The sequence below is a fragment of the Listeria grayi genome (assembly GCF_900638015.1).
Lineage (GTDB): Bacteria > Bacillota > Bacilli > Lactobacillales > Listeriaceae > Listeria > Listeria grayi.
In genome coordinates this window covers 1,301,171-1,325,982 of sequence record NZ_LR134483.1, presented here as the reverse complement: position 1 = coordinate 1,325,982, position 24,812 = coordinate 1,301,171, and the positions used below count along the sequence as shown (strand labels likewise).

Sequence of the window (24,812 nt, the reverse complement as noted above, 5' to 3'; positions counted from 1 at the left end):
AACCAGGAAGCGCTTTCAAATTTGATTGAAAAGGAAAGCCGAACGTTGAATTCGGCTTTCGTAAATTGTTTTACTAAGCATTAAAAACGGATCAAGGTTTTTCTGGAACAGTGATGTCGCCTTTTACGATTTTTTCTTTGTATTCATCTACTTTTTTAAGAACGTCTTTAGAAATGTTTTCTTGGTGATCAGATAGACCTACAGCATCTTTGTCAAGACCGTATTGGATTTTTTCGCCACCAGGGAATTTACCATCTTTTGCACGTTTCGCTAAATCTTCTACTGCTACGTCAACACGTTTGATTTCAGAAGTCAATGTTACGTTGTAGCTCTTGCCGTCGTTAGCTGTAACTTTACCTTCGTCCCATTGGTCACGGTCAACACCGATTACCCAAACGCCACGTTTTGGATCTTTTTTCTTCAAGTTTTTTGCTTCAGCGAATACACCGTTACCAGTTGCACCAGCTGCATGGAAGATAATGTCAGCACCGCCGCTGTACATTGTTGCAGCGATTTGTTGCCCTTTATCTGCTTTTGCAAAGTCATTTGCATATTGTACTTCTACTTTCGCTTTCGGGTTCACTGCTTTTACGCCTTTTGTGAATCCAGCTTCAAAACGGTCGATAACGGGACCTTTTACGCCGCCGACAAAGCCGACTTTGTTTGTTTTAGTTGTTAGACCAGCAACAACACCAACTAGGAATGAACCGTCGTTATCTTTGAAACCAATGCTCGCAACATTTTTAAGACCGTCGATTTGGTCATCTACGATAGCAAAGTGTTTTTTCGGATTTTGTTTCGCGATTTCTGTGATTGCATCTTTTAATTTATATCCAATTCCGTAAATCAAGTCATAGTTACTGCGAACTGCTGTGTTCAAGTTTGTTTTGAAATCTGCTTCAGAAGCGGATTGCAAGTAATTGTAACCATCTTTACCTTTTGTTAAATTGTTGTCTTTACCAAATTTAGTGATACCTTCCCAAGCTGATTGGTTGAATGAGCGATCATCAACACCACCAGTATCTGTTACCATTGCTAATGTGAAATTATCACCTTTCTTACCACTTCCGGACTTACTGTTAGCTCCACAAGCACCTAGGATAACCCCAGTAGCTAGGACCAATGATAGTGCTAAAGCAAATGTACGCTTTTTCACCTTTAAACCCCTCCCAAGAGATAAATAGTATGGTTATAATCACCAATTCACGAACATTGTGGAAAAAGTATGAAATTATGTAAAGAGTTAAGCGATTTCCGCTTTGTTTAATGAAAAGGTTTTCTAACTGTTTTTAATATATCATGTAACTAAAAATAAATAAACAACGAATTTCTATTTTTACTAATAGCAGTTTATTTTGAAAATTCATGTAATTACTAAAAAGACACTTAGCGGTGAAATCTCCTAAGTGTCCTGAGCTTTATTCGTTATCTGGAAATGCTTCGATGTTTACTTTTCGGGGTTTACTTCCCTCGTGAGGGCCAACGACTCCTCTTGATTCCATTTCATCGATCAATCGGGCAGCTCGATTATAACCAACGCGAAAACGCCGCTGCAGCATTGAAACGGAGGCAGTCTGCATTTCGACTACCAGCTCCACTGCTTCTTGATATAATTCGTCCTCTGCTTCGCCTTCGACATCTTGGATCTCGTCCGGAATCATCTCTTCGTTGTACTGCGCTTTTTGTTGAGAAACAACATAATTGACGATGTCCTCCACTTCTTGATCCGATAAAAAGGCGCCTTGCACCCGTGTCGGCTTGCTCGCTCCGACAGGCAAAAGTAACATATCGCCGCGACCAAGCAGTTTTTCTGCACCGCCCGTATCGAGGATCGTCCGGGAATCGATCGCGCTGGAAACAGCAAAAGCGATCCGGGACGGGATGTTGGCTTTGATGACGCCGGTAATGACGTCAACGGAAGGACGCTGCGTTGCGATAATCAAATGGATTCCGGCTGCTCGGGCCATTTGTGCTAATCGAGTGATCGCATCTTCGACATCATTGGAAGCTACCATCATCAAGTCAGCTAATTCATCTACTATCACCACAATGTAAGGTAATTCCGGCTGTTTTTCCACATTCTCTTCGTTGTGCCGGCGCACCTGCTCATTGTATCCTTGCATATTTCGCGTACCTGTATGAGAGAATAAATCATAACGACGCTCCATTTCTGCTACTACTTTTTGCAGTGCCTGTGCTGCTTTTTTCGGATTCGTAACGACAGGTGCAAGCAGATGAGGAATACCGTTATAAACATTTAGTTCGACCATTTTCGGGTCGATCATCATCATTTTGACTTCATGTGGTTTGGCGCGCATCAAGATACTGGTGATGATTCCATTGATACATACAGATTTACCACTTCCCGTCGCTCCTGCAACAAGTAAATGCGGCATTTTATCCAAGCTGATCATGACTGCTTCTCCGGAAATATCGCGGCCAAGGGCGATTTGAAGTTTTTCATCCGCTTTGTTTTGTGGGTTGTTTTCCAAAACTTCGCGCAGAGAGACCATCGCGACATTTTGATTCGCCACTTCGATTCCGATCGCGGACTTCCCGGGAATCGGCGCTTCGATCCGAATATCTTTCGCAGCAAGTGCCAACGCGATGTCATCTCCTAAGGAAACGATCTTGCTTACTTTTACGCCGACTGCTGGTTGCACTTCATACTTTGTCACCGCCGGTCCCAGATGAATCTGGGTGATCTTTGCTTTTACGCCAAAACTGTCAAATGTTTGCTCTAATTTACTGGCATTTTCTTTGATTTTTGCGTATTCTTCGCTTTGATCCGTTGGTTTGGCTTTTGCAAGCAGGTCAATCGAAGGCAATTGATAGATCTCATTTTCAAAAGATTCTTGTTCAAACGATACTAACTCCGGCTCTTTTTCTTCGGCTACTGGTTCTTTTTCTGCCGGACGTTCTTCTGTTGGAGGTCTAAAACCGGAAATGATTGGTGGCACCGCTTCGGAACGCTCTGAAGAGATCGGTTCTGCCTCAATGATTGGTTCTGGTTTAACTGCTCTCTCTGCTTGTTTTGCTCGTTTGTTGGTGCGTCTTTTTTCAAAAAAACTGCGGGCTTTCTGACCGATAAAACGACCCACTCCGGCTATTTTTCCTAATTGCTCTCTCACCGGGATATTCGTGATACAGGAAATCCCGATCAAAATGAAAAGGAGCGCCAAACAGATCGTCCCGATTTTTGCGATCAAAAAATAGCCAAGCGCCGTCCATGCTGCGCCGTAGATGCCTCCACCGGTTGAAATGGACTGTGCCGGATGGAATAAATGACTGATCAATTGCTTGGCACTCGAAGTCAAAATAGTACCTGCTTCTCGGTAGTGATCCGCCAGCGGGATATGTAAGAAAATGACGAGTGCCGTTACTAACGCATAGCAACCGACCAATCGTTTTGAGAAAAATGTCGGTGCTTGGCGCTTAACAAATAAATAGCCGCCTAATAAGATTCCTGCCAGCAATAGTAAATAACTTGCGGATCCGACTACTAATTCTCCGAGTGCGAAGAAAAAGCGTCCGATAAACCCAAGGCGGAACAAACCGATCAATCCGACCAAAACAAATATACTGCCTGTTATCTCATAAGAATAGGAGGTTTTTTTTGCATTTCTGCGTGTAGTTTTTTTTCGCTTGGTATTCGTCTTCTTTCGTTTTGTTGCCACTTTATTTCCTCCCTTTCCTTTTTTGCTTATTATACCACAAAACCATATGTATTCCGTCATTCTTTAGTCCTAATAAAGTACATACGTTCGCCGCTTGGACAAAAAATAAAAACGCCGGCGACAGGATGACGTTGGGCGCCTTACCTGTCGTTTTTATAATTTCGGCGTCTTTTGGTTCATAACTCGGCCGCCCTTGATTTCAGACATGCTCCCTCCTACTGCAAGAAAAGCATCTGGATCAATGTCGTCGAGGATCGCTTTTACTTTTACTTCTTCAAAACGAGAAATAATGATGAAAATCAATTTTTGCCCGCCTTCTAAGTAATTACTCGAAGTTTCGATATAGGTCACACCTTTTCCAAGCTGTTCGCCAAGGGCTTCGCCGATCTCTTCATAATAACGACTAATAATAAAGGCACTTTTCCGTTCATCGACGCCTTGAATAACGATATCAATGATTTTGTAAGCTAGAAAATAGGTGATCAGTGAATACATTGCTCTGTCCCAGTTAAAAACCAAGCCAGCTATCAAGAAAATAACGATATTGATGGCCATGATGATCTGTCCTGTCGAAAATGGCGTTTTGCCGTTGACGATAATAGAAACGATCTCTGTTCCATCTAAAGCACCGCCATTACGAATGACGAGTCCCACTCCCAAACCCAGTGTGATCCCGCCAAAGACGGTAGCCAGCAGTAAATCATCGGTTACAGGGTCGACTTTATGTAAGAGCAATGTCATTGCCGACATAACAGCAATGGCATATAACGTACTGATGGCAAACGATTTGCCGATTTTTTTGTAGCCGATAATAAAAAACGGGATATTCAAGACAAATGTCAATATTCCCAGCGGTAGCGGTGTAAGTTGCGAAATAATAATGGAGATTCCGACGACTCCGCCATCTAGGATCTGATTATTAACTAAAAATAATTCCAGTCCGATCCCCATGCAAACAGCACCTACTGTAATCAGTAAGAATCGATAGACGAATGTGCTTAACCGTCTTCTGCGGTGCGCTTTTACATTACGAAGCGCCATTTTTTCTAAATACTGTTCGTTCAGCTGCACAATAACCGAATCCCCACCTTTCTTCTATGTCTTTTTCTTATTATAGCATAAGAAAGCGCTGTTTTTCTAGGTATAATTCCTTTGGACTTGCCACAAAATCGCGGCTATAGTATAGTATATTATGCGCAACTTGTGGAGAATTTTCACAGGAATAAATAATAAGGGTGATAAAAGAATGAATAATTATCAAGTGTTGTTATATTACAAATACACAACGGTTGATGATCCAGAACAATTTGCTAAAGAACACCTCCAATTTTGCAATAGCATCGGTCTTAAAGGACGGATCTTAGTTGCAACGGAAGGTATCAACGGAACAGTCTCTGGAACAATCGAAGCTACAGAAAAATACATGGAGCATATGCATGCCGATAGCCGTTTCCACGACATGGTATTCAAAATCGACCCCGCTGACAAGCACGCATTCAAAAAAATGCACGTTCGGCCTCGTCCAGAAATCGTCTCACTCTCGTTGACAGAAGATGTCGACCCACTAGAAGTGACTGGTGATTACCTTAGCCCTGCTGAATTTAAAGAAGCTTTATTAGATGAAGAAACTGTGATCTTAGATGCTCGTAATGATTATGAATTTGATTTAGGTCATTTCCGAGGAGCCATTCGTCCTGATATCCAAACATTCCGGGAACTTCCTGAATGGGTAGAAGAAAACCGCGAACAATTAGATGGCAAAAAAATCGTTACTTATTGTACAGGTGGTATCCGCTGCGAAAAATTCTCTGGTTGGCTAAAAACAGCTGGCTTTGAGGATGTAGGTCAGTTACATGGCGGAATTGCAACTTATGGTAAGGACGAAGAAACGAAAGGTCAATATTGGGATGGTCAAATGTATGTCTTTGATGAACGTATCAGCGTGCCGATCAACCAAGTCGACCCAACGATCGTCGGACATGATTATTTTGACGGTACACCTTGCGAACGTTATATCAATTGTGCGAATCCGTACTGCAATAAGCAGATCCTTGCTTCGGAAGAAAATGAAGAAAAGTATCTGCATAGCTGTTCGCATGAATGCCGCGTTCATCCCGATAATTTATATGTGAAAAAAAAGGAACTGAGCGAAGCAGAATTAGAAGCTCGCCTTGAAGCAATCGGCGAAACTCTGCAAGCTGAAACGTCTCGTTAATAAAAAAACGCGTGAGCACCATGTAGATGGTTTTGCCCACGCGTTTTTATTTGCTGCGATTTTCCTGCCATTCTTTTAAATGCCCGTATAAAGCGATCGGTGTTTGTCTTACTTCTTGGATATCTTTTGCATTGGCAAGCAAAAATAACGATGTCAATTGTTCTTTCCACGCTTCGATTTGCGCGATCGTTTTTTCGACCCCATGTTCTTTTAACTTCAGCAACAATGGACCAGACATGCCAACCGCATTTGCACCAAGAATCAGTGACTTAAGCATATCAAGTGGATTTTTCACACCGCCGGAGGCAAGAAAATCAACATCTGTGACTAATTGACAATCAAGCAGCGACTGTGGAGTCGTGATTCCCCAATCTGTCAAATAATCATAAGCATGATCGCGCCGACGGTCATTTTCAATCGCTGCAAAATTAGTTCCGCCTTTGCCTCCTACATCGATCGTTTTGACACCGATTCGTTTCAATAATTCCGCTGTTTCCCTCGTGATCCCGAATCCGACTTCTTTGACTATGATCGGAATCGAAAGCTCTTTCTGATACGCTTCGATGCTTTTAAGCCAATGGGCAAAATTGCGATCGCCTTCTTTCATCACAAGTTCCTGAACCGGATTGATATGAATCTGCAGCGCATCGGCTTCGATCATTTCAACCGCACGAAGCCCGTCCGCCACTTTTATTTCTGGGCTGACATTAGCAAATAAGACGCCATTCGGGTTCCTTTTCCGCGCGATTTGAAAGGTGTCTGCTAATTCGGCATTTTTCAAAGCAGAAGATTGTGAGCCAACAGCCATTGGTATTCCAGTAGCTGCGGCAATTTCAGCAAGGTTGCCATTGATTTCCTTAGTATGTCTGCTTCCGCCAGTCATTGCATTAATGTAAAGCGGAAATGGTATGGCGATGTCTGCGATCGTCGTTGATAGATCAATATCTGCATAATCATATTTTGGAACGGACATGCCAATGACTTCTATCTCTTTGAATGTATCGCCCGCCAGCTCTTGATTTTGTTTGAGCGCTAGCGTGACATGCTCGTCTTTTCTTCGTTCTCTTTGCAGGTTTTCATTTTTATCCATTTTCTTCTCCTGTCATTTTTCTTTTCTTTCAAAGTAGGTTTTTTTCTCCATTGCGTTGGGCTGATATACTTCTCCGTCTGCGAGCAGTAAGAGTCCGTGATAATTTTGGATATCATCTTCACAATCTTCGCAGTAGACGACTTCTTCTGGATTCCATGCTGCCAGAAGAATATCTTTTTTGACAGCGTGTTCCGGATATTTTACGCGCCAATCCGAGGCGATCGCATGATATTTTTCCAGCGCTTCGTTTTTATCTTGAAATTCGTAGGTTTCTGTTATTGTTTCTTCCCATTCTTCAAAAAACCACCATGGTTCATAATCAGCTTCTGTTACTAGTACTTGCCACTGTGTCATGGTAAAACCCCTAACTTTTCTTAATGGGTTTATTATAACATACTACATTTAACAAATTCGCATTCTATGTTTTGAAAGCGGGTAAAAAAACGGGTACACTAGAGATATAGCAGATACGAAAGGAATGGTGAGTCACATGACACAGAAAACAGCAATACTACGTGTTACTGGAATGGTGCAAGGCGTGGGATTCCGTTATACGACGAAGCACATTGCGTATAAATACGACATTAGCGGTACCGTCAAAAATTTGGATGACGGCAGTGTGGAGATCCAAGCGCTCGGTGAGGAGTCCAAGCTAGATCAATTTATTGAGGCTGTCAAAAAAGGGCCTTCTCCAAGTGCCCGCATCGAACATGTCTATATGTATATGAACGCTCCCGTCGAAGAGCGCCGTACATTTGATATTATTTACTAATAGTTGTTGAATTAACAAGTCGTTTGGATTATAGTTAGAGAAGTAATCTATAATGATAAAGGAGCGACAATTCATGTTGTTATCCACCCTACAAATATTCCAAGAACCAGATTTCATCGCAATGACAGTCACATTCCTCTTGGTTCTTACTGTGCTAAGGTATTGGACCGTCATTTCGTTTCTGAAACCTTCTATGACAGTGGGACAGGGATTTTTTCCAGCGATCGAATTACCGCTCAATAAGGAAAAGGAAACCTTTCCGATTCTACTGGACTCGCTGATCGTTTGGTTAAGTCTTTTGAAGCGGCAACATACCTTTACGGATGAAGATGCCTCTATTTCCTTTTCTAACTGACGAACATAGATTTTTTAATTAGGAGGAAATAGTAATAGTGAAAAAGAAATATGTCATACTCATGTTAGTCGCATTGGGAGCGCTCTTAGTATTAAGTGGTTGTAGTTTAGACCCTTCCCAAAATCAAGATGGTTTCTTCAATGTTTATTTGATCAAGCCTTTCGCAAGCGTTATTAAATTCTTTGCTTCTTTCTTTGATGGTAGCTATGGGATCGCGATCATTATCACAACGATCATCATCCGTGCCATCATCATGCCATTAAATCTGCGTACGGCAAAAGCGCAAATGGGCATGCAAACAAAGATGGCTGCTGCCAAACCTGAGATCGATGATATCCAAGCACGAGTAAAACGAGCTGCTACGAAAGAAGAACAAGTCAAGATCCAGCAAGAAATGACGCTCGTATATCAAAAATACGACATCAATCCATTGCAAATGGGCTGTTTGCCACTGATTATCCAAATGCCGATCTTGATGGCATTCTACTATGCGATCCGTGGCTCTCAAGAAATCGCAACACATACGTTCCTGTGGTTCAACCTTGGACATCCTGATATGGTTTTGGCGATCCTAGCCGGACTTGTTTACTTGCTGCAGTACTTTGTTTCCATGATCGGCAATACGCCGGAACAAAAGAAACAAATGCGAGTGATGGGACTGATTTCCCCAGCGATGATCCTGTTCATCTCTTTCTCAGCGCCGTCAGCACTTGCGCTTTACTGGGCAGTTGGTGGTCTTTTCTTAGCCGGACAAACATTATTGACCAAAAAACTTTATATGAATAAACATCCGGAAATCAAAGAGATCGAAAAAGAAGAGCAAGAAATCCAAGACATGCTCGACAAAAATAAAGAAAAATAAGAAAAAGCCACTTATCCAGCGATAAGTGGCTTTTATTTGTTTGCCGTTTCAGCAACACGATACTTCGTCATTTTCGTGATCAGATCATATGGAATTGGTTGATCGTATGGAAACTGGACTGTTCCTTTGGACGTTTGATAGTTGGCCAACTCTTTTTGAAAGTGGACGATCGCTTTTGGTGTCGGATAAATCCCTAAATGTTTTTTCGCTGCGGCAAAATGAATCAGATTTTCTCCTTGATGATATGTCGGAATGCCGTAACTTATTTTTTCATTGGCTTCCGGCGCAGCTGCTCGAATCGTCTTCCTTACCTTCTCTAAGATTGGTTGCACTGCCGCAGGAGTATTGGCGATATACGCTTCAACTGTTTGGCTATTCATATTGACTGCTCCTTTCTAAAAAAAGCACCAATGGCAAGCATTGGTGCTTTTTGTTAAGCTTTCTTTTCGATCCGATCGATCATTGGCAATGTGATATGGATGGAGGTCCCTTTATCTACTTCGCTTTCTGCAGAAATAGTACCAAGATAGCCTTCTACTAGCTGTTTCGCGATAGCAAGACCTAAACCATTGCCGCCTTTTTCACGGCTTCGAGCTTTATCTACCCGATAAAAGCGATTAAAGATCTTATCAATTTCTTCGCTGGAAATACCGACACCGTAATCACGGACGGTAATAACCGCCTTATCATTGTTGGCAGTGATCTCCACATCGATTTGCTTGGAATCACCAGAATATTTCACCGCATTATCCATAATGATGATAAGGATCTGCTCCAAATGGTTAAGCTGAATCAGTGCGCTAAGTCCCTTCACCTTCTCATCGAGATGAAAAGTAAACTGCTCATACATCACTTCAAAGTTACGGCATACTTGCTCGACCGTAGCGTTGATATCTGATATTTGTAGTTCTTTTGTTTGTGAAACTTGCTCAGCGCGGGAGAGATCCAGCATTTCCTGGACTAGTTTTTTCATTCGTTCTAGTTCTGTTAACGAAGCATGCAGCGACTCGTCTAAAACGGCAGGGTCATCTTTCCCCCAGCGGTTGAGGAGCTTCAAATGCCCTTCCATGATCTGTACAGGTGTCCGCAATTCATGCGAGGCATCCTCTACAAATTGTTTCTGCTGTTCAAAGCTCGTTTCGATCCGTGTCATCATATCATTGAAGATAACCGTCAATTCGCCGATCTCATCTCGGGAATTTGTTTTTGGTTCGATCCGTTTTTGAAAGCCATTTTTACGAATATCATTCATTGTTTTTGCCATTTTTGTGAGCGGGTTTAGGAAATTTTGCGCTAACAAATACCCTAACATACCACTTAGAAACAATGCAACGGCGCCAAGCACAATGATAGTGATAAGTAGTTTGTTCATCATCTTATTATAAGAAGTGAGCGGATTGACGACTTGGGCATAGCCGATGATCGTGGAATTATCACGGCCAACGATCGGCATTTGGGCAATGATCATTTTTTTACCGTCGATCTTTGGTTTACTTGAAAAAGAAAAGCCCGTATTATTCATAAAGTATTTGCTGAAATCATGTTTTGCTACTTCTTTACTCTGTAGGAAGATATATTTATTGATAAAATCGCCGTTCGCATTGTACGTGATCAACACTTGATCCTGGATCTTTCCGCTCACACTAAGGTTTTCACGAAAAAGTTCCATGACTGCTTGCGAATCATTAAGATTGCGTGCTTTCAGCAAACTAGTCGTAGAAGCTAACAGGTCGTTTACTTTTTTCTCTTCTTCGTTTAGCAGCATTTGGCCGATCCCTTGAAAAATCGCGTAAGAAAACAAGAAAAATGTCAGAAAGATCGCTGCGCTCGCACCAAATGTCCATTTAAATTTCAGTGAGCGGCTTTTTAATGAGAATACGCTCTGCTTCATGTACGCATCACATATCCCGTACCGCGTACTGTTTGGATATAGCTCTCTTCGGAAGGATGGTCGATTTTATTCCGCAAATAACGGACGTATACATCGACTACATTCGTCTCCACCTCAGTTTCATAGCCCCAAACTTTATTTAACAATACTTCTCGAGTCAGTACGATATTGATATTTTCCATCAATGTCAACAATAACTCGTATTCACGCTTCGTCAGGTCGATGATCTCATCGCCACGTTTGACGATACGGTTTTCTTTTTCAACAACGATATCCCGATATTCCAATGTGGTCTGTTTTGCGGCTTCTTCCGCATGCTCTACGCGTCGCAATAAAGAGCGCAGACGTGCCAGTAATTCTTCGATCGCAAATGGTTTAACGATATAATCATCCGCACCATGATCAAGTCCAGAAACACGGTCGATCACGGAATCACGGGCAGTGATCATGATGATCGGTGTTTGTTTGACCTGGCGTAAGCGGCGACAGACTTCTACACCATTCAAATGTGGTAGCATCAAATCGAGCAGGATCGCATCCCAGTCTTCATTCAAAGCAAGTTCCAAACCGCTGCGTCCGTCATTGGCAACTTGTGTTTCGTAATTTTCGTGTTGCAGTTCTAGTTCAATAAACCGCGATAAATTCTTTTCGTCTTCTATGATTAAAATTCTACTCACTAGTCTCTTCCTCTCTTTCGAGCATTCCTATTTCTATTGTAACGAACTTTTGGTTAAAAACAACTAAAAATAGGCGGAATGATAAACATTTCTTGCTAAACTCAGCAAGTTATCAGAATAAGTCGTTTTTTGTCATGGAATTCTCATTTTATGCATAAAAAAAGAGCACCTAGACACCGTTCGTCTAAGCGCTCTTTCCAATAATTATTCTTGGATTTCTGGCCATTCTGTATGGAAGATGCCTTCTTTATCCACACGTTCATAAGTGTGAGCACCGAAGTAGTCACGTTGTGCTTGGATAAGGTTAGCAGGTAATACTTCCGCACGATAGCTATCGTAATAGCTGATTGCAGCGGCAAATGTCGGTACTGGAATACCAGCTTTGACTGCTTCTGCAATGACATTACGCAAGTCATCTTGATAGTTATCCGCGATGTCTGTGAAGTATGGATCCAATAATAGGTTGTTAAGATTTTTGTCGTTATTATAAGCATCTGTGATTTTTTGTAAGAAACGAGCACGAATAATACAGCCGGCACGGAAAATCTTCGCGATCTCACCATATTGCAAGTCCCAGTTATATTCATCGCTGGCAGATTTCATTTGTGCGAAACCTTGTGCGTAAGATGCGATCTTACTGAAGTATAGGGCACGGCGTACGGATTCGATAAATGCTTTTTTGTCGCCGCTGAATGCCGCTTTTTTAGGACCTTTTAGGATCGAACTTGCATGAACACGTTCTGTTTTAAGTGCTGAGATATAACGGGCAAATACAGATTCTGTAATCAAGGAAAGCGGCACGCCAAGATCTAATGCGCTTTGGCTTGTCCATTTACCTGTACCTTTTTGTCCAGCTTTGTCTAAGATGATATCAACGATCGGTTTGCCAGTTTCTGGATCTTTTACTTTTAAAATATTTTTAGTGATCTCGATAAGATAGCTATCTAGTTCGCCTTCATTCCATTCTTCAAAGACATCTGCTAATTCTTCATGAGATAGACCAGCAACATCTTTTAAAATGTGATAGGCTTCGGCGATCAATTGCATATCTCCATATTCAATACCATTATGCACCATTTTTACGTAGTGTCCAGCACCGTCAGGGCCGATGTAAGTGACACATGGTTCTCCGTCTGCTACAGCTGCGATTTCTTGTAAAATAGGAGCAACTAGATCGTACGCACGACGTTGACCACCAGGCATGATAGAAGGACCTTTTAGCGCACCTTCTTCACCGCCGGATACACCAGTGCCGATGAAGTTGAATCCTTCTTCGCTAAGTTCCTTGTTGCGGCGGATCGTATCTTCAAAGAAAGCATTTCCGCCATCAATCAATATGTCCCCTTCATCAAGGAAAGGTTTCAAGGCATCGATCATCATATCGGTAGCTTCTCCAGCTTTTACCATAATCAGAATGCGGCGAGGGATCTCAAGGGAACCAACAAACTCTTCTAAACTATAAGTCGGAACCAATTTTTTATCTGCATTTTCTTCCATTACTGCTTTTGTTTTTTCAGAAGAACGGTTAAAAATAGATACGCTATGTCCACGACTTTCAATATTCAAAGCCAAGTTGCGTCCCATTACGCCCATTCCGATAACGCCAATTTCTTGTTTTGCCATGTTTTTATTCTTCCTTTCCAATATAATTGAACAATATTACTTGTTCTCTTGTGATGTTAGCTAATTCTTTCAACAGTATTTACTATATCAAAGAAATAGAACTCTCGCAATGTTTCAGCTTGATGTTTCTCTTCATTTAATCTACCGCTTTTGTGCAAAGTGAGCAAACTAATGCAGCTAAAGTTTGCAAGTTATGGATCGATATATTTTCTTCGGCTGTATGCATGTTGGCAAAGCCTGCTGCAAGAAGCAGTGTCGGTTTTCCTTTTGCATTCCAAATATTTGCATCGGTGCCGCCTGATAATTTCATTTCATATAAAGGTATATTAGTGGATTTGCGTAATAACTGGATCGCTGGATGCCCATTTTCAAGTGCAAAACCAGGGTAAATAATTTCCAACTCGCTTTTGACAGCACCTAGAATTTCTTGTTGTAGCATCGTTACAGCTTGATGGAGATAAGTAGACAATCCCGTCACTGCTTCTGGTGTCTCTATACGGACTTGAAGCGTGAAACTAGCTGCTACCTTGCCAAAAAACTGCTCGACTTGCCAAGTGATTTTGCCAGGATACGCTTTTAAAATTTGCAAAAATCGTTTGGTTAAAGTGGCTCTTGATTGCATCTCTGGCAAATCCATGTCGATTGTCCAGATAAAAAGGCTGTCGCTGTAGGACTGGTATCCTCCCACATCTCCTGGAGCATCTAGACAATAGCCAAATTCAGCAGCAATTTTCTCAGCGGGAAAACGTTTGCTCCCGATCAGTCCGGCTTCTTCTTCTGTTGTAAAGATCCAGTCTATTGGCCCATGTGCCACCTCTGCTTTTACGAGATATTCCATTGCCGCAAGCATCGCTGCCACCCCAGCTTTGTCATCTGCTCCCAGATATCCCCCATCTTCAGCGCGAATGACTCCTTCTGTGTTACGAACTCCATTAAGATGATCTAGAAAAGTACTTGTATCTAAATGGCTTAAGAAAAACAAATGTGGATGATCGCCATAGCTTCCTTCTTGATGGACTACAAGACAGCCTGATTCCTTCGCTTCCGCTGTAAGCTTTAATCCCAATGTTCTTGCTTTCGTCTCTATGTAAGCGATCAATTCATCTTCACCACCCGATGGAGTTGCCATCTTGGCGATCGTTAAAAAATAATCGATTGCGTTTGTTTCTATCACGTTTTGCTGCCTCCTTTTTTCTAGTATACCAATAAACCTATTTAATTTGCAGAAATGACTTGCAGTTTCGTTTATTAATCAGTAAAATAAGGGTAATGATTCAGTCGGGAAGGAGCAAAATGCTTTCATGTCTAACAAAAAATTTGTACGTTTTGTGGTTATCTTGATGTTAGTCGCAATCGTGGCTTCTAGCGTCATGACTGGCGTTTTAATGCTTTTATAGTTTTAAAAGACCCACTCCAGGAGTGGGTCTTTTTGCGCTTTACTGGTGCAAAAAAAGAGTAGTACAAAGCGTACTACTCAAAAACATCTAGGGAGTTTAGGGGTATGGATCTAGATGTATGATACTTTACCCGCATGCCTATAAATCAAACCTTAATAAATTTCTGTATTTGCTTCGGAAATCTTTTCGATATTCGCTTTCACAGCTTGCAAGAACTTCCCTGCGATCAGCCCATCTAATATACGATGATCGATGGAAAGACATAAGTTGACCATATCGCGTACAGCGATCATTTCATCAATGATGACCGGACGCTTTACGATAGACTCTACTTGCAAAATAGCTGCTTGCGGATGGTTGATTATCCCCATCGATTGGATCGAGCCGAACGAACCCGTACTGTTGACAGTGAAAGTTCCGCCTTCCATATCGCTTGAGGTCAATTTGCCGCTGCGAGCTTTATTGGCAAGTTCGGTGATTTCTCTGGCAATACCTTTGATCGATTTTTCATCGGCATGCTTGATCACTGGCACATAGAGCAAGTCTTCTGTGGCAACGGCGATCGAAATGTTGATTGCTTTGCGTTGGATGATCTTTTCGCCAGCCCAAGTGCTGTTGAGTTCAGGAAATTCTTTCAGCGCTTGTGCAACTGCTTTGATGAAAAAGGCAAAGTAGGTAATGTTGTAACCTTCTTCTTTTTTGAATCCCGCTTTGATCTTATCACGGTAACGAACGAGGGACGTTGCATCCGCCTCTACCATCATCCATGCATGCGGAATCTCTTGTACGCTTGTTACCATGTGCTTCGCTATTGCTTTCCGAACGCCGCCTACAGGAATCTCTTTATCACCTTGTTCAGTAGTTGCCACAGTGCTAACAGTAGCCGGTTTAGCTGGTTCTGATGCTGAGACTTTTGTTGCTTGAACTGTTTCGGTCTGTGGGTTTTCCACGTAACGAAGAATATCTTTTCTAGTGATTCGACCGCCTTTCCCAGTTCCGGAAACTTGCGCGAGATCAATATTATGTTCCCCTGCTAAACGAAGTACTGCTGGCGAAAAACGTCCAGTTGCTGCCGAATTTTCGCTAGCTATTTCTGTTTTCGGGGCTTCCTTTGGTTGTTCTTGTTTCGGTTCAGAGGTTTCTGTGCTCTCAGTTGTTCCTGCTTCCGTCGTTTCGATCGTACAGATCACTTCACCGACTTCTAGTGTTTCGTCTTCTGCAGCGATTAATTCTTTGACGATACCACTGAAAGAAGATGGTACTTCTGCTGTTACTTTATCTGTCAAAACTTCTGCTAAGGCATCGTATTTTTCGACTTTGTCTCCGGGAGCGACCAGCCAGCTGCTGATGGTTCCTTCTGTCACACTTTCACCTAATTTGGGCATCGTTATTTTTTCAATTGCCACGTTATTTCACTCCTCTATCCACGATTAGAACTCTGCTAATTCCCGCATCGCCGCTTCTACTTTTTCAGGATTGATCATAAAGTATTTTTCCATTGTTGGTGCAAATGGCATCGCCGGTGTATCTGGACCTGCAAGTCTATTTATTGGGGCATCCAGCTCAAACAAGCAATGCTCTGCAATGATAGCAGCAACTTCGCTGATGACGCTTCCTTGTTTATTATCTTCTGTTATTAATAATACCTTACCCGTTTTTTTAGCAGCCTCAATGATAGCCTCTTGGTCAAGTGGATAAATCGTCCGCAAGTCGAGAATATGACTGCTGATTCCATCTTCTGCCAAAATTTCCGCGGCTTGCTCCGCAAACGAAACAGCTAGTCCATAAGTGATGACTGTAATGTCGTCTCCTTCGCGAACTACATTTGCTTTGCCGATCGGAACCGTATAATCTGTTTCCGGAACTTCGCCTTTTAATAAGCGATAAGCCCGTTTATGTTCAAAGAAAAGCACAGGATCTTCGTCGCGGATGGCAGCTTTCAATAATCCTTTCGCATCGTAAGGATTCGATGGTACGACAATTTTAAGACCCGGTTGCCCAAAAAAGACTTTTTCAAGGGATTGTGAATGGTATAAAGCACCATGGACACCGCCGCCAAATGGAGCACGGATCACGATCGGACAGCTCCAGTCGTTATTAGAACGATAGCGAATACGCGATGCTTCGGAAATGATTTGGTTGACTGCTGGTAGGATAAAATCGGCAAACTGCATTTCGGCAACAGGACGCAATCCGTACATTGCTGCACCGATCCCAACCCCTGCTATTGCTGATTCGGCAAGCGGTGTATCTAAAACGCGGTCTTCGCCAAATTGGTCATAAAGGCCAACCGTCGCTTTAAAGACGCCTCCTTTTTTACCGACATCTTCTCCTAAAATAAAAACGTTATCGTCGCGCTCCATTTCTTCGCGCAACGCCATTGTAATGGCATCGATATATGATATGACAGGCATTTGTTTGTATCCTCCTTTACTTCGCGTCTTCTGCATAGACATGACGTAGTGTATCTTCTGGAGCTGCATAGGCAGCATTTTCGGCATAATCTGTTGCTTCATTGACTTCTTGATTGATGGCCTTTTCCATTGTTTCAATAGCTGCTTCATCTAAAAAGCCGGCTTCAATCAATTCTTGTTCAAATATTTTAAGCGGATCTTTTGTTTTCGCTGCATCTACTTCTTCTTTGGAACGGTAAGAACGATCATCGTCATCGGAAGAATGCGGTGTAAATCGATACGAGACGGTTTCGATCAACGTTGGTCCTTCGCCATTTCTAGCGCGTTCAACGGCACGTCTGAAAGCACTGTATACACTTGCCATATCATTGCCGTCCACGCTTTCGCCAGGAATGCCGTAACCGATCGCCCGGTCTGCTAATGTTTTGGCAGCGTATTGTTTTTCTGCTGGAACGGAGATCGCATATTTATTGTTGTGGATCACAAAAACGACTGGCAATTTATGTACACTCGCAAAGTTGATCCCTTCATGGAAATCGCCTTGGTTGGAAGATCCTTCCCCTGTAGAAGTATAGATCGCAATATCCTCTTTTTTCATTTTTGCTGCCAGACCGATTCCTGCTGCATGCGGGAATTGCGTCGTTACTGGCGAACTTTGAGTGACGATTCGATTTTTCTTTTGACCAAAATGAGCAGGCATTTGTCTGCCGCCGGAGTTTGGGTCTGCTGCTTTTGCAAAAGCAGATAGCATCAATTCCTTAGCTGTCATCCCAAAAGCAAGTACTACAGCTAGATCGCGGTAATACGGAAGTGCATAATCTTTTTCAAAGTCAAAGGCAAAAGCAGCACCGATCTGTGCAATTTCTTGTCCTTGTCCGGAGATCGTGAACGGGATCTTCCCGGAACGGTTAAGCAGCCACATCCGTTCATCTAATTTACGTGAAAGTAGCATCACCCGATACATTTCCACGGCTTTTTCTTTTGATAAATCAATATCTTTCAAATTCATTTGTTTCTGTCCCTCCTTTGATCTTTATCCGTGAACCGCATTTCCGTCTACTGCCAGAGCAGCTTCATTCAACGCCTCTGAAAGCGTAGGGTGCGGGTGGATCGTATTGCCGATCTCCCATGGAGTAGCGTCCAATACTTGTGCTAGCGCAGCTTCACTGATCAGATCCGTCACATGTGGACCGATCATCGCAACGCCGAGGATATCCTCTGTTTCTTTATCAGCAATGATTTTTACAAAGCCGTCTGAATCACCGAATACAAGCGCTTTGCCAATACCTCGGAAAAAGAATTTACCTTTTTTCACTTGATGACCACGTTTTTTAGCTTCTTCTTCGGAAATGCCGACGCTTGCGATTTCTGGCGCAGTATAGACACATCTTGGTACCAAGTCATAATCCAAAGCTTCCGGTGACTGGCCTGCGATATGTTCTGCGGCGATTGTTCCCTCGTGCATAGCTACGTGAGCAAGCTGGAGTGTCGGGATACAATCACCAATCGCATAAATATGGCTTTCTTTAGTTTGGTAGTTGCTATTTACTTTGATAAAACCCTTTTCAACAACGATATCTGTATTTTGCAGGCCGATCGATTCGATATTCGCTGCCCTTCCTACAGAAACTAACATTTTTTCAGCGGTAAAGCTTTGCTCTTCACCACCAACGATTGCTTTGATCGTCACGTGTTCAGCCGTTTTTTCTAGGCTGTCCGCTTGCACTTCTGCACTGGTCACGATCGTCATTTTTTTCTTTTTATAAAGGCGTGTCAACTCTTTGGAAATTTCTTTGTCTTCTAAAGGAAGCAAGCGATCTGCATATTCCAAAACAGTAACCTCAACGCCGAAATCGTGCAACATGGATGCCCATTCCATTCCAATCACACCGCCACCAACAATCACGATCGACTTAGGAAGTTCTTCAAGGCGAAGTGCACCATCCGAAGAGAGCACTTGCGATTCGTCGATTGTCAGACCAGGTAAGGAGCGTGGTCTTGAACCAGTTGCGATGATCAGATTTTTGGGGATCAGCATTTGATTTTCGGAACCGTCAGCTGGCTCTACAGAAATCGTTCCCGCAGTTGGCGAGAAGATCGAAGGGCCTAAGATCGTCCCTGTTCCTTCATATAGATCGATCTTTCCTTGTTTGAATAGTTGATGGATCCCTTTTTCAAGTTGATCGACCACCTTTTGTTTACGCAGTTGTGCTTGGATAAAGTTGACTCCGACAGCTTGTGTGCCTAGTTCGATTCCAAAGTCTCCCGCATTTTTGACAGTCTGCAAAACTTCTGCAGATCGCAGCAGTGCTTTCGTGGGGATACAGCCGCGGTGCAAGCATGTTCCGCCTAATTTGTCTTTTTCTACAACAGCCACTTTTTTACCAAGTTTTGCTGCGCGGATCGCCGCGACATAACCTCCTGTGCCGCCCCCTAGAATGACAACATCATATTCCGTAGCCATTAAATAGCCTCCTTCAAATCTTTCAGTTTCAAATAAACCGCTTTCTGTATTATTGTAACATGTCTTTTTTTGATAATAGAGCGGTTTGGTCCAGTCAATAAAAAGTCTTTTAATTCAAATTTTTGTGTAAATTTCGTTTTGCAGACAAAAAAGCTTGCAAAATTATTAGTAGTTGTTTTTATGACCTGGTAATAATTCTTGATTACCAATTCATTTTAAGCAAAAACAAATAAATTTGCAAGCGAAATCTTTTTATTTAACAGCGGTTTTGACTTTTCCCGCTTGGCTGATCATTTCTCTGGCGTGATTGCGCGTCAATTCGGTTACTTCGATACCAGCGATCATTCTGCTGATCTCATCGATTTTTTCATTTTCTTCTAATATCTCTACTTTGGTAGATGTCCGATCGTTTTCCGTATGTTTTGTGATGTAATAATGATGATCTGCCATTGCTGCTACTTGCGGCAAATGGGAGATACAAAGCACTTGCGACCCAATCGATACGCCGTAGATCTTTTCTGCAATCGCTTGTGCCACGCGGCCGCTCACACCTGTATCTACTTCATCGAATATGATCGAGGTGACACTTTGATGTTTGGAAAAAATCGTTTTCAGTGCCAACATCATGCGAGAAAGTTCTCCGCCTGAAGCAACTTTGGCAAGCGATTTGAGTGGTTCCCCCGGATTCGTAGTGATATAGAAAGCAATATGATCCTGACCAAGTGGTCCAAGTGTCTTCCCTTCCAAAAATTGAACTTGGAAAACTGCTTTTTCCATGTAAAGCTCTTTTAATTCGGCTTGAATCTGCTGTTCTAATTCCAGCGCAGCTTTTTTGCGGAGCACTGTCATTTCTTCTGCTTGCTGTTCCAGAGCCACTTTTTGTTTCGCAAGTTTTTCTTCCAATTGATCGATATGCGTTTCACTATTGGTGAGTTTTTCTAACTCGGTGCTGATCGTTTCTTCATATTGAATGATTGCTTCGATCGTTTTACCGTATTTTCGTTTCAACTGATTTAGTTCATTCAGCCGTACCTCGATCTGTTCCAATGTTCCCGGTTGATACTCGAGTTGATCTAGCGATTGACGGATCTGACTGGCTGCGTCTTCTAAAATATAGAAACTGGAAGAGACAGATTCCGTAAGTGCCTGATAATCGGTATTCAGATCGGCGACACTTTGCATTTGTTGCATCGCTTCGCCGATATATTCGATCCCGCCCGGTTCACCTAGTAAGGCATTATAAGCCCCTTGCAGGCTGTCGTTGATTTTTTCAAAATTCATTAGAAGTGTCTTTTGTTCCAAAAGCTGCTCTTCCTCTTCTAGAGTGAGTTCTGCATTTTGGATCTCTTCTTGCTGAAAATGGAGCATGTCGATGCGTCGCGCGATTTCCTGCTCATTTTTTGTCCAGTTTTGCCATTCTTTTTGTAAAGCTTGATAATTTTCATAGGCTGTTTGGTAATTCTCCAGCCGCTTTGCTATTTTATTACCAATAAAACGGTCTAATAGTGGCAAATGATAATTTTCATCCATTAATTCTTGGTGTTCATGTTGGCTGTGGATGTCGAGCAGCCGTGATCCCAATTGACGTAAGAAAGTGGTAGTTACTAATTTACCATTGATTCGGCAGGTGTTTTTGCCACTTTTATGCAAACTTCTTTCTAAAATCACTTCATTGTCATTGAATTCAATACCATTTTCGTCCAATAGTTCTTTGCATGCTGTATTCGTTTCATGAAACGAGAACAATCCTTGCAGCTCCAAACGCTGCTCACCATGACGAATAAAATCGGCAGACCCACGCCCGCCGATCAAAAGTCCCAGTGCATCAAAAATAATCGATTTCCCTGCTCCTGTCTCCCCGGTTAGAACTGTCATGCCTTCTTCAAACGACAATGCAAGCGAGTCAATGATCGCAAAGTTTTTAATAGTTAATTCTTGAAGCACTTCTTTCACCTCCGCTTATTAAAGCATTTCAATAAAACGTTGTGCTACGATTTCCGCATCTTTTTCCGAACGGCAGATAATCAAACAAGTATCATCGCCGCATAGTGTGCCGACTTTTTCTTCCCATGCCAAGTTATCCATAAGTGCCCCAACGGAGTTGCCGTTGCCCGGCATTACTTTCATGATGATCATGAATTGGACGCGATCTACACTGATAAAGCAATCGATCAGTGCTCGTTTTAGTTTTTGCAGCGGGTTGAAACGATTGTCAGCCGGCAAGCTGTATTTATAAACGCCATTCTGTGTAGGGACCTTTACTAAATGCAATTCTTTGATATCACGAGAAACCGTGGCTTGTGTCACTTGGATATCTCTGTCAAGCAACAACTGGACTAATTCTTCTTGTGTTTCGATCTCATTGGATGTAACTAATTCTCGAATAATGATATGACGATGACCTTTGTTCATTTTTCTCACCTCACGTGTATTTACTACCTATAGTTTATACGAAATAATGCATAAAGTCACGAAATAATTGCATTATTCCATTTTCAGCGCGAAATGAAAAACTTGATAGGTTATTTTTCCCTATCAAGTCTTTTTTTATTTATCCAACTGCTGATGCGCATGATCGATCAATGCTTTCAATTTTTCATCTGGAAATAGATTTTCTTCAACAGCTTCTTTTTCCCCTGTCCAGACTAAATGAGCAATAAATTCGATATTTCCTTCGCCTCCTGTGATTGGCGAGTAGTCAAGGCCTTTAAGTAGATATCCTTGTTCCCGCATGAAGCTGGTCATCTGTTTCAACACATCAAAGTGGACTTTGGGATCACGAATAATGCCTTTTTTACCGACTTGTTCTTTGCCGGCTTCAAACTGAGGCTTGATAAGCGCCATCACATCTCCTCCGGGTACTAAGCAGTCCCGTAATACAGGTAGGATCAGCCGCAAGGAAATAAAGGATACATCGATCGTTGCGAATTCTGCTAATCCTTCTGTAAAATCAGCAGGCTGTGTATGCCGAAAATTCGTTCTCTCCATAACGGTTACGCGCTCATCATTTCGCAATTTCCATGCTAGCTGATTGTAGCCGACGTCCAGTGCATAGGAATGAATCGCGCCGTTTTGCAGCGCACAATCCGTAAATCCTCCAGTCGAGGCACCGATATCAAGCATTTTTTTACCTTTTACATCAAAATCAAATACTTGTAATGCTTTTTCAAGCTTCAAGCCACCGCGACTCACATATGGCAGCTGTTTGCCTTTTATTTGCAAGTTGCTATCGACGGGGATTTTTTCACCTGGTTTGTCAACACGTTCTTCGCCATTATAAACGATTCCTGCCATAATTGCCCGTTTTGCTTTTTCTCTTGTTTCTGCGAGTCCTTGTTCTACCAACAGGATATCTACGCGTTCTTTTTTTATTGTCATTATAACTTCGCCCTTTTATGTTCGCTTTGCGCGAGTATTTCTTTTATTTTTGCTTGGATCGCTGAAGCTGAGATCCCATAATTTGTTAATACTTGTTCCACTGAGCCTTGCTCAATGAATTTGTCCGGCAGACCGATCCGATTGATCTGCGAACGCGTATAGCCTGTTTGTTCTGCAAACTCCAATATAGCAGATCCGAAACCACCTTGCAATAACGCCTCTTCGACAGTTAAGATTGGGATCTTTCGGCTTAATAGGTCTGTCAGCATCTCCTCATCCACTGGTTTGATGAAGCGAGCATTGATTACTGCTACAGTAATACCTTCTACCTGTAATGCCATTGCCGCTTGAACGGCCATGGGAATCGTGGTACCGAATGTCAAGATCGCGAGCTGGATTTTTTCTGGCTGATGAATATATTCCCAGCTGCCGATCAAAACACTTTCGCGCGGTTCTACCGGCACACCTTTCCCATTCCCACGCGGATAACGCAGGGCAAATGGTCCTTCTTCGTATTCATACGCCGTTTGGATCAATTTACCCGCTTCATTCTCATCTTTCGGCATTGCGATCACTAAATGAGGAATGCTCCGTAAAAAACTGATATCAAAAATACCTTGATGTGTTTCCCCATCTGCACCAACTAAACCAGCACGATCAATTCCGATCAATACATTTAGTTTTTGTCTGGCAATATCGTGGACGACTTGATCATAGGCACGCTGCAGAAAAGTAGAATAGATTGCCAAAAATGGTTTCATCCCTTGCGCAGCTAAACCGCCCGCCAGCGTTACCGCGTGTTGTTCTGCGATTCCAACATCAAAAAAACGGTCTGGGAATTCGGTTGCAAATTTTTCTAGTTTGGAGCCGACTGGCATTGCTGGTGTGATCGCAACGATCCGTTTGTCCGTTCGAGCAAGCTCAAGGACGTTCTCACTGACGATTTCGCTCCATGTCGGCGTATTTGTCTCTTCGGAAATGAAATCTCCTGTATCGATCTTATATGGCCCCGTGCCATGCCAAGTTCCGCGTGTATCAGTTTCAGCTGGATGATAACCTTTTCCTTTTGTCGTGATAACATGCATCAGCACAGGTCCTTTCGTTTTTTTCGCGATTTCGAAGTTGGCGATCAAGTCATTCAAGTCATGACCATCGATTGGGCCTAAATACGTAAAGCCCATTTCTTCAAAGAAAGTGCCCTGCACTAATAAATAGTTCACGCTGTCTTTGATTCGCTCGGCAGTCGTTGCCAATCGATCTTCCGCTGGCATTCGCTTCATAGCGGCTTCGATATCTTTTTTTGCATGTTTATATTTACCAGAAGTGCGTAATTTTCCAAGCACATTGTGAATGGCGCCTACATTTGGTGCGATCGACATATTGTTGTCATTTAGAACGACGATCATGTTCGTGTTTAAATCACCGATATGATTCAGTGCTTCTAAAGCCATCCCACCAGTAAGCGCTCCGTCTCCGATCACAGGCAGCACATGAAATGTTTCTCCCTTGATATCACGTGCGATCGCCATACCAGCTGCAGCAGAAAGCGACGTCGAACTATGACCGGTTTCCCAAATATCATGGTCCGATTCTTTCCGCTTGGGAAATCCATCCAATCCGTTATATTGACGAAGTTGGGTAAATTCCGGCGCCCGCCCCGTTAAAATCTTATGCACATACGATTGGTGGCCGACATCCCAAATGAACGTATCTTTAGGGCTCTCAAACACATGGTGCATCGCGATCGTAAGTTCCACAACACCTAGATTTGGTCCGATATGTCCTCCCGTTTTGGAAGTAGTCTCAATCAAGAATTTCCTGATTTCTGCTGCTAATTCCTTCATTTCCGACTGATTCATCTTTTTTATAAAGGAAGGATCCTTGATTTGTAAAAGATCCACATTCATCACTCGCTTTCCTCTTATCCCAAGCAAAAATCAATGTAGTCATTATATCATCTAGTTGGGAAATAAACCAATCCTGTCTGGAAATGAAGA

Annotated in this window: 23 protein-coding genes; 5 read left to right on the top strand and 18 right to left on the bottom strand. The window is 42.5% G+C overall.

From position 1 onward, the window contains the following. Positions 1-91: 91 nt before the first annotated feature. The 3 genes from EL241_RS06460 to EL241_RS06450 form a co-directional block, all read right to left on the bottom strand. On the bottom strand, positions 92-1,156 hold the full coding sequence (locus EL241_RS06460) for a BMP family lipoprotein (RefSeq protein ID WP_036104192.1): 1,065 nt from the start codon (positions 1,154-1,156) through the stop codon (positions 92-94). A gap of 262 nt (positions 1,157-1,418) precedes the next feature. Further along, a complete protein-coding gene (locus EL241_RS06455) occupies positions 1,419-3,677 on the bottom strand; it encodes a DNA translocase FtsK (RefSeq protein WP_170166147.1) in 2,259 nt (752 codons plus the stop codon). A 153-nt stretch (positions 3,678-3,830) separates the two neighbouring features. Next, positions 3,831-4,718 carry a YitT family protein gene (locus EL241_RS06450; RefSeq protein ID WP_050777007.1) on the bottom strand — a complete coding sequence of 296 codons (888 nt, stop codon included), beginning with the start codon at positions 4,716-4,718 and terminating at the stop codon, positions 3,831-3,833. Between the two features lie 205 nt (positions 4,719-4,923). On the opposite strand from EL241_RS06450, the gene trhO reads away from it, so the two are divergent. Further along, complete coding sequence (gene trhO / locus EL241_RS06445) at positions 4,924-5,892, top strand: oxygen-dependent tRNA uridine(34) hydroxylase TrhO (protein ID WP_036104195.1); 969 nt, start codon at positions 4,924-4,926, stop codon at positions 5,890-5,892. Between the two features lie 46 nt (positions 5,893-5,938). On the opposite strand, the gene fni is transcribed toward trhO, so the two are convergent. Both fni and EL241_RS06435 read right to left on the bottom strand, forming a co-directional pair. After that, positions 5,939-6,982, bottom strand: a complete 1,044-nt coding sequence (gene fni / locus EL241_RS06440; protein ID WP_036104197.1) for a type 2 isopentenyl-diphosphate Delta-isomerase — start codon at positions 6,980-6,982, stop codon at positions 5,939-5,941. Between the two features lie 12 nt (positions 6,983-6,994). After that, positions 6,995-7,336, bottom strand: a complete 342-nt coding sequence (locus tag EL241_RS06435) for a DUF1033 family protein (protein ID WP_003755987.1) — start codon at positions 7,334-7,336, stop codon at positions 6,995-6,997. A gap of 136 nt (positions 7,337-7,472) precedes the next feature. Between EL241_RS06435 and EL241_RS06430 the strand changes: the two genes are divergently transcribed. The 3 genes from EL241_RS06430 (at position 7,473) to yidC (ending at position 8,971) form a co-directional block, all read left to right on the top strand. After that, positions 7,473-7,754, top strand: a complete 282-nt coding sequence (locus EL241_RS06430) for an acylphosphatase (protein ID WP_036104200.1) — start codon at positions 7,473-7,475, stop codon at positions 7,752-7,754. A gap of 73 nt (positions 7,755-7,827) precedes the next feature. Then, positions 7,828-8,109, top strand: a complete 282-nt coding sequence (locus EL241_RS06425; protein WP_050776988.1) for a hypothetical protein — start codon at positions 7,828-7,830, stop codon at positions 8,107-8,109. A 37-nt stretch (positions 8,110-8,146) separates the two neighbouring features. Continuing rightward, on the top strand, positions 8,147-8,971 hold the full coding sequence (gene yidC / locus EL241_RS06420; protein ID WP_003755991.1) for a membrane protein insertase YidC: 825 nt from the start codon (positions 8,147-8,149) through the stop codon (positions 8,969-8,971). 32 nt (positions 8,972-9,003) lie between these two features. Here the strand turns inward: yidC and EL241_RS06415 are convergent, their stop codons facing one another. The 5 genes from EL241_RS06415 to EL241_RS06395 form a co-directional block, all read right to left on the bottom strand. Beyond that, positions 9,004-9,351: an iron chaperone gene (locus EL241_RS06415; protein WP_036104202.1), complete on the bottom strand. Its 348-nt coding sequence runs from the start codon at positions 9,349-9,351 to the stop codon at positions 9,004-9,006. Positions 9,352-9,404: 53 nt separating this feature from the next. Then, complete coding sequence (locus tag EL241_RS06410; RefSeq protein WP_036104204.1) at positions 9,405-10,862, bottom strand: HAMP domain-containing sensor histidine kinase; 1,458 nt, start codon at positions 10,860-10,862, stop codon at positions 9,405-9,407. Continuing rightward, a complete protein-coding gene (locus tag EL241_RS06405) occupies positions 10,859-11,539 on the bottom strand; it encodes a response regulator transcription factor (protein ID WP_003755998.1) in 681 nt (226 codons plus the stop codon). Before EL241_RS06405 ends, EL241_RS06410 begins: the two co-directional genes overlap by 4 nt. A 204-nt stretch (positions 11,540-11,743) precedes the next feature. Next, positions 11,744-13,183, bottom strand: a complete 1,440-nt coding sequence (gndA, locus tag EL241_RS06400) for an NADP-dependent phosphogluconate dehydrogenase (protein WP_256595288.1) — start codon at positions 13,181-13,183, stop codon at positions 11,744-11,746. 115 nt (positions 13,184-13,298) lie between these two features. Next, positions 13,299-14,336: a M20/M25/M40 family metallo-hydrolase gene (locus EL241_RS06395; RefSeq protein ID WP_036104207.1), complete on the bottom strand. Its 1,038-nt coding sequence runs from the start codon at positions 14,334-14,336 to the stop codon at positions 13,299-13,301. 127 nt (positions 14,337-14,463) lie between these two features. Between EL241_RS06395 and prli42 the strand changes: the two genes are divergently transcribed. After that, positions 14,464-14,559, top strand: a complete 96-nt coding sequence (prli42, locus tag EL241_RS06390) for a stressosome-associated protein Prli42 (protein ID WP_115345574.1) — start codon at positions 14,464-14,466, stop codon at positions 14,557-14,559. Between the two features lie 152 nt (positions 14,560-14,711). Here prli42 and EL241_RS06385 read toward each other — a convergent pair whose 3' ends face one another. From EL241_RS06385 to dxs, 8 genes are all read right to left on the bottom strand, one after another. Then, positions 14,712-15,965 carry a dihydrolipoamide acetyltransferase family protein gene (locus EL241_RS06385; RefSeq protein ID WP_036104211.1) on the bottom strand — a complete coding sequence of 418 codons (1,254 nt, stop codon included), beginning with the start codon at positions 15,963-15,965 and terminating at the stop codon, positions 14,712-14,714. 24 nt (positions 15,966-15,989) lie between these two features. After that, positions 15,990-16,973, bottom strand: a complete 984-nt coding sequence (locus EL241_RS06380; protein WP_036104213.1) for an alpha-ketoacid dehydrogenase subunit beta — start codon at positions 16,971-16,973, stop codon at positions 15,990-15,992. 16 nt (positions 16,974-16,989) lie between these two features. After that, entirely contained in the window at positions 16,990-17,982 is a 993-nt protein-coding gene (locus EL241_RS06375; protein WP_036104216.1) for a thiamine pyrophosphate-dependent dehydrogenase E1 component subunit alpha, read from the bottom strand. A 24-nt stretch (positions 17,983-18,006) separates the two neighbouring features. Continuing rightward, positions 18,007-19,437: a dihydrolipoyl dehydrogenase gene (gene lpdA, locus EL241_RS06370; RefSeq protein WP_003756010.1), complete on the bottom strand. Its 1,431-nt coding sequence runs from the start codon at positions 19,435-19,437 to the stop codon at positions 18,007-18,009. A gap of 252 nt (positions 19,438-19,689) precedes the next feature. Then, entirely contained in the window at positions 19,690-21,381 is a 1,692-nt protein-coding gene (recN, locus tag EL241_RS06365; protein ID WP_036104219.1) for a DNA repair protein RecN, read from the bottom strand. An 18-nt stretch (positions 21,382-21,399) separates the two neighbouring features. Beyond that, a complete protein-coding gene (gene ahrC / locus EL241_RS06360) occupies positions 21,400-21,849 on the bottom strand; it encodes a transcriptional regulator AhrC/ArgR (protein WP_003756015.1) in 450 nt (149 codons plus the stop codon). 135 nt (positions 21,850-21,984) lie between these two features. Continuing rightward, complete coding sequence (locus tag EL241_RS06355) at positions 21,985-22,815, bottom strand: TlyA family RNA methyltransferase (protein ID WP_126320432.1); 831 nt, start codon at positions 22,813-22,815, stop codon at positions 21,985-21,987. Then, positions 22,815-24,722, bottom strand: a complete 1,908-nt coding sequence (gene dxs, locus EL241_RS06350) for a 1-deoxy-D-xylulose-5-phosphate synthase (RefSeq protein WP_197721062.1) — start codon at positions 24,720-24,722, stop codon at positions 22,815-22,817. Before dxs ends, EL241_RS06355 begins: the two co-directional genes overlap by 1 nt. Between the last annotated feature and the right edge of the window lie 90 nt (positions 24,723-24,812).

Excerpts from the sequence above, each read along its gene's own strand:
- EL241_RS06450 (WP_050777007.1), bottom strand. The coding sequence starts at position 4,718 with ATGGCGCTTCGTAATGTAAAAGCGCACCGCAGAAGACGGTTAAGCACA.
- trhO (WP_036104195.1), top strand. The coding sequence starts at position 4,924 with ATGAATAATTATCAAGTGTTGTTATATTACAAATACACAACGGTTGAT.
- fni (WP_036104197.1), bottom strand. The coding sequence starts at position 6,982 with ATGGATAAAAATGAAAACCTGCAAAGAGAACGAAGAAAAGACGAGCAT.
- EL241_RS06435 (WP_003755987.1), bottom strand. The coding sequence starts at position 7,336 with ATGACACAGTGGCAAGTACTAGTAACAGAAGCTGATTATGAACCATGG.
- EL241_RS06430 (WP_036104200.1), top strand. The coding sequence starts at position 7,473 with ATGACACAGAAAACAGCAATACTACGTGTTACTGGAATGGTGCAAGGC.
- EL241_RS06425 (WP_050776988.1), top strand. The coding sequence starts at position 7,828 with ATGTTGTTATCCACCCTACAAATATTCCAAGAACCAGATTTCATCGCA.
- EL241_RS06415 (WP_036104202.1), bottom strand. The coding sequence starts at position 9,351 with ATGAATAGCCAAACAGTTGAAGCGTATATCGCCAATACTCCTGCGGCA.
- EL241_RS06410 (WP_036104204.1), bottom strand. The coding sequence starts at position 10,862 with ATGAAGCAGAGCGTATTCTCATTAAAAAGCCGCTCACTGAAATTTAAA.
- prli42 (WP_115345574.1), top strand. The coding sequence starts at position 14,464 with ATGTCTAACAAAAAATTTGTACGTTTTGTGGTTATCTTGATGTTAGTC.
- EL241_RS06380 (WP_036104213.1), bottom strand. The coding sequence starts at position 16,973 with ATGCCTGTCATATCATATATCGATGCCATTACAATGGCGTTGCGCGAA.
- EL241_RS06375 (WP_036104216.1), bottom strand. The coding sequence starts at position 17,982 with ATGAATTTGAAAGATATTGATTTATCAAAAGAAAAAGCCGTGGAAATG.
- lpdA (WP_003756010.1), bottom strand. The coding sequence starts at position 19,437 with ATGGCTACGGAATATGATGTTGTCATTCTAGGGGGCGGCACAGGAGGT.
- ahrC (WP_003756015.1), bottom strand. The coding sequence starts at position 21,849 with ATGAACAAAGGTCATCGTCATATCATTATTCGAGAATTAGTTACATCC.
- EL241_RS06355 (WP_126320432.1), bottom strand. The coding sequence starts at position 22,815 with ATGACAATAAAAAAAGAACGCGTAGATATCCTGTTGGTAGAACAAGGA.
- dxs (WP_197721062.1), bottom strand. The coding sequence starts at position 24,722 with ATGAATGTGGATCTTTTACAAATCAAGGATCCTTCCTTTATAAAAAAG.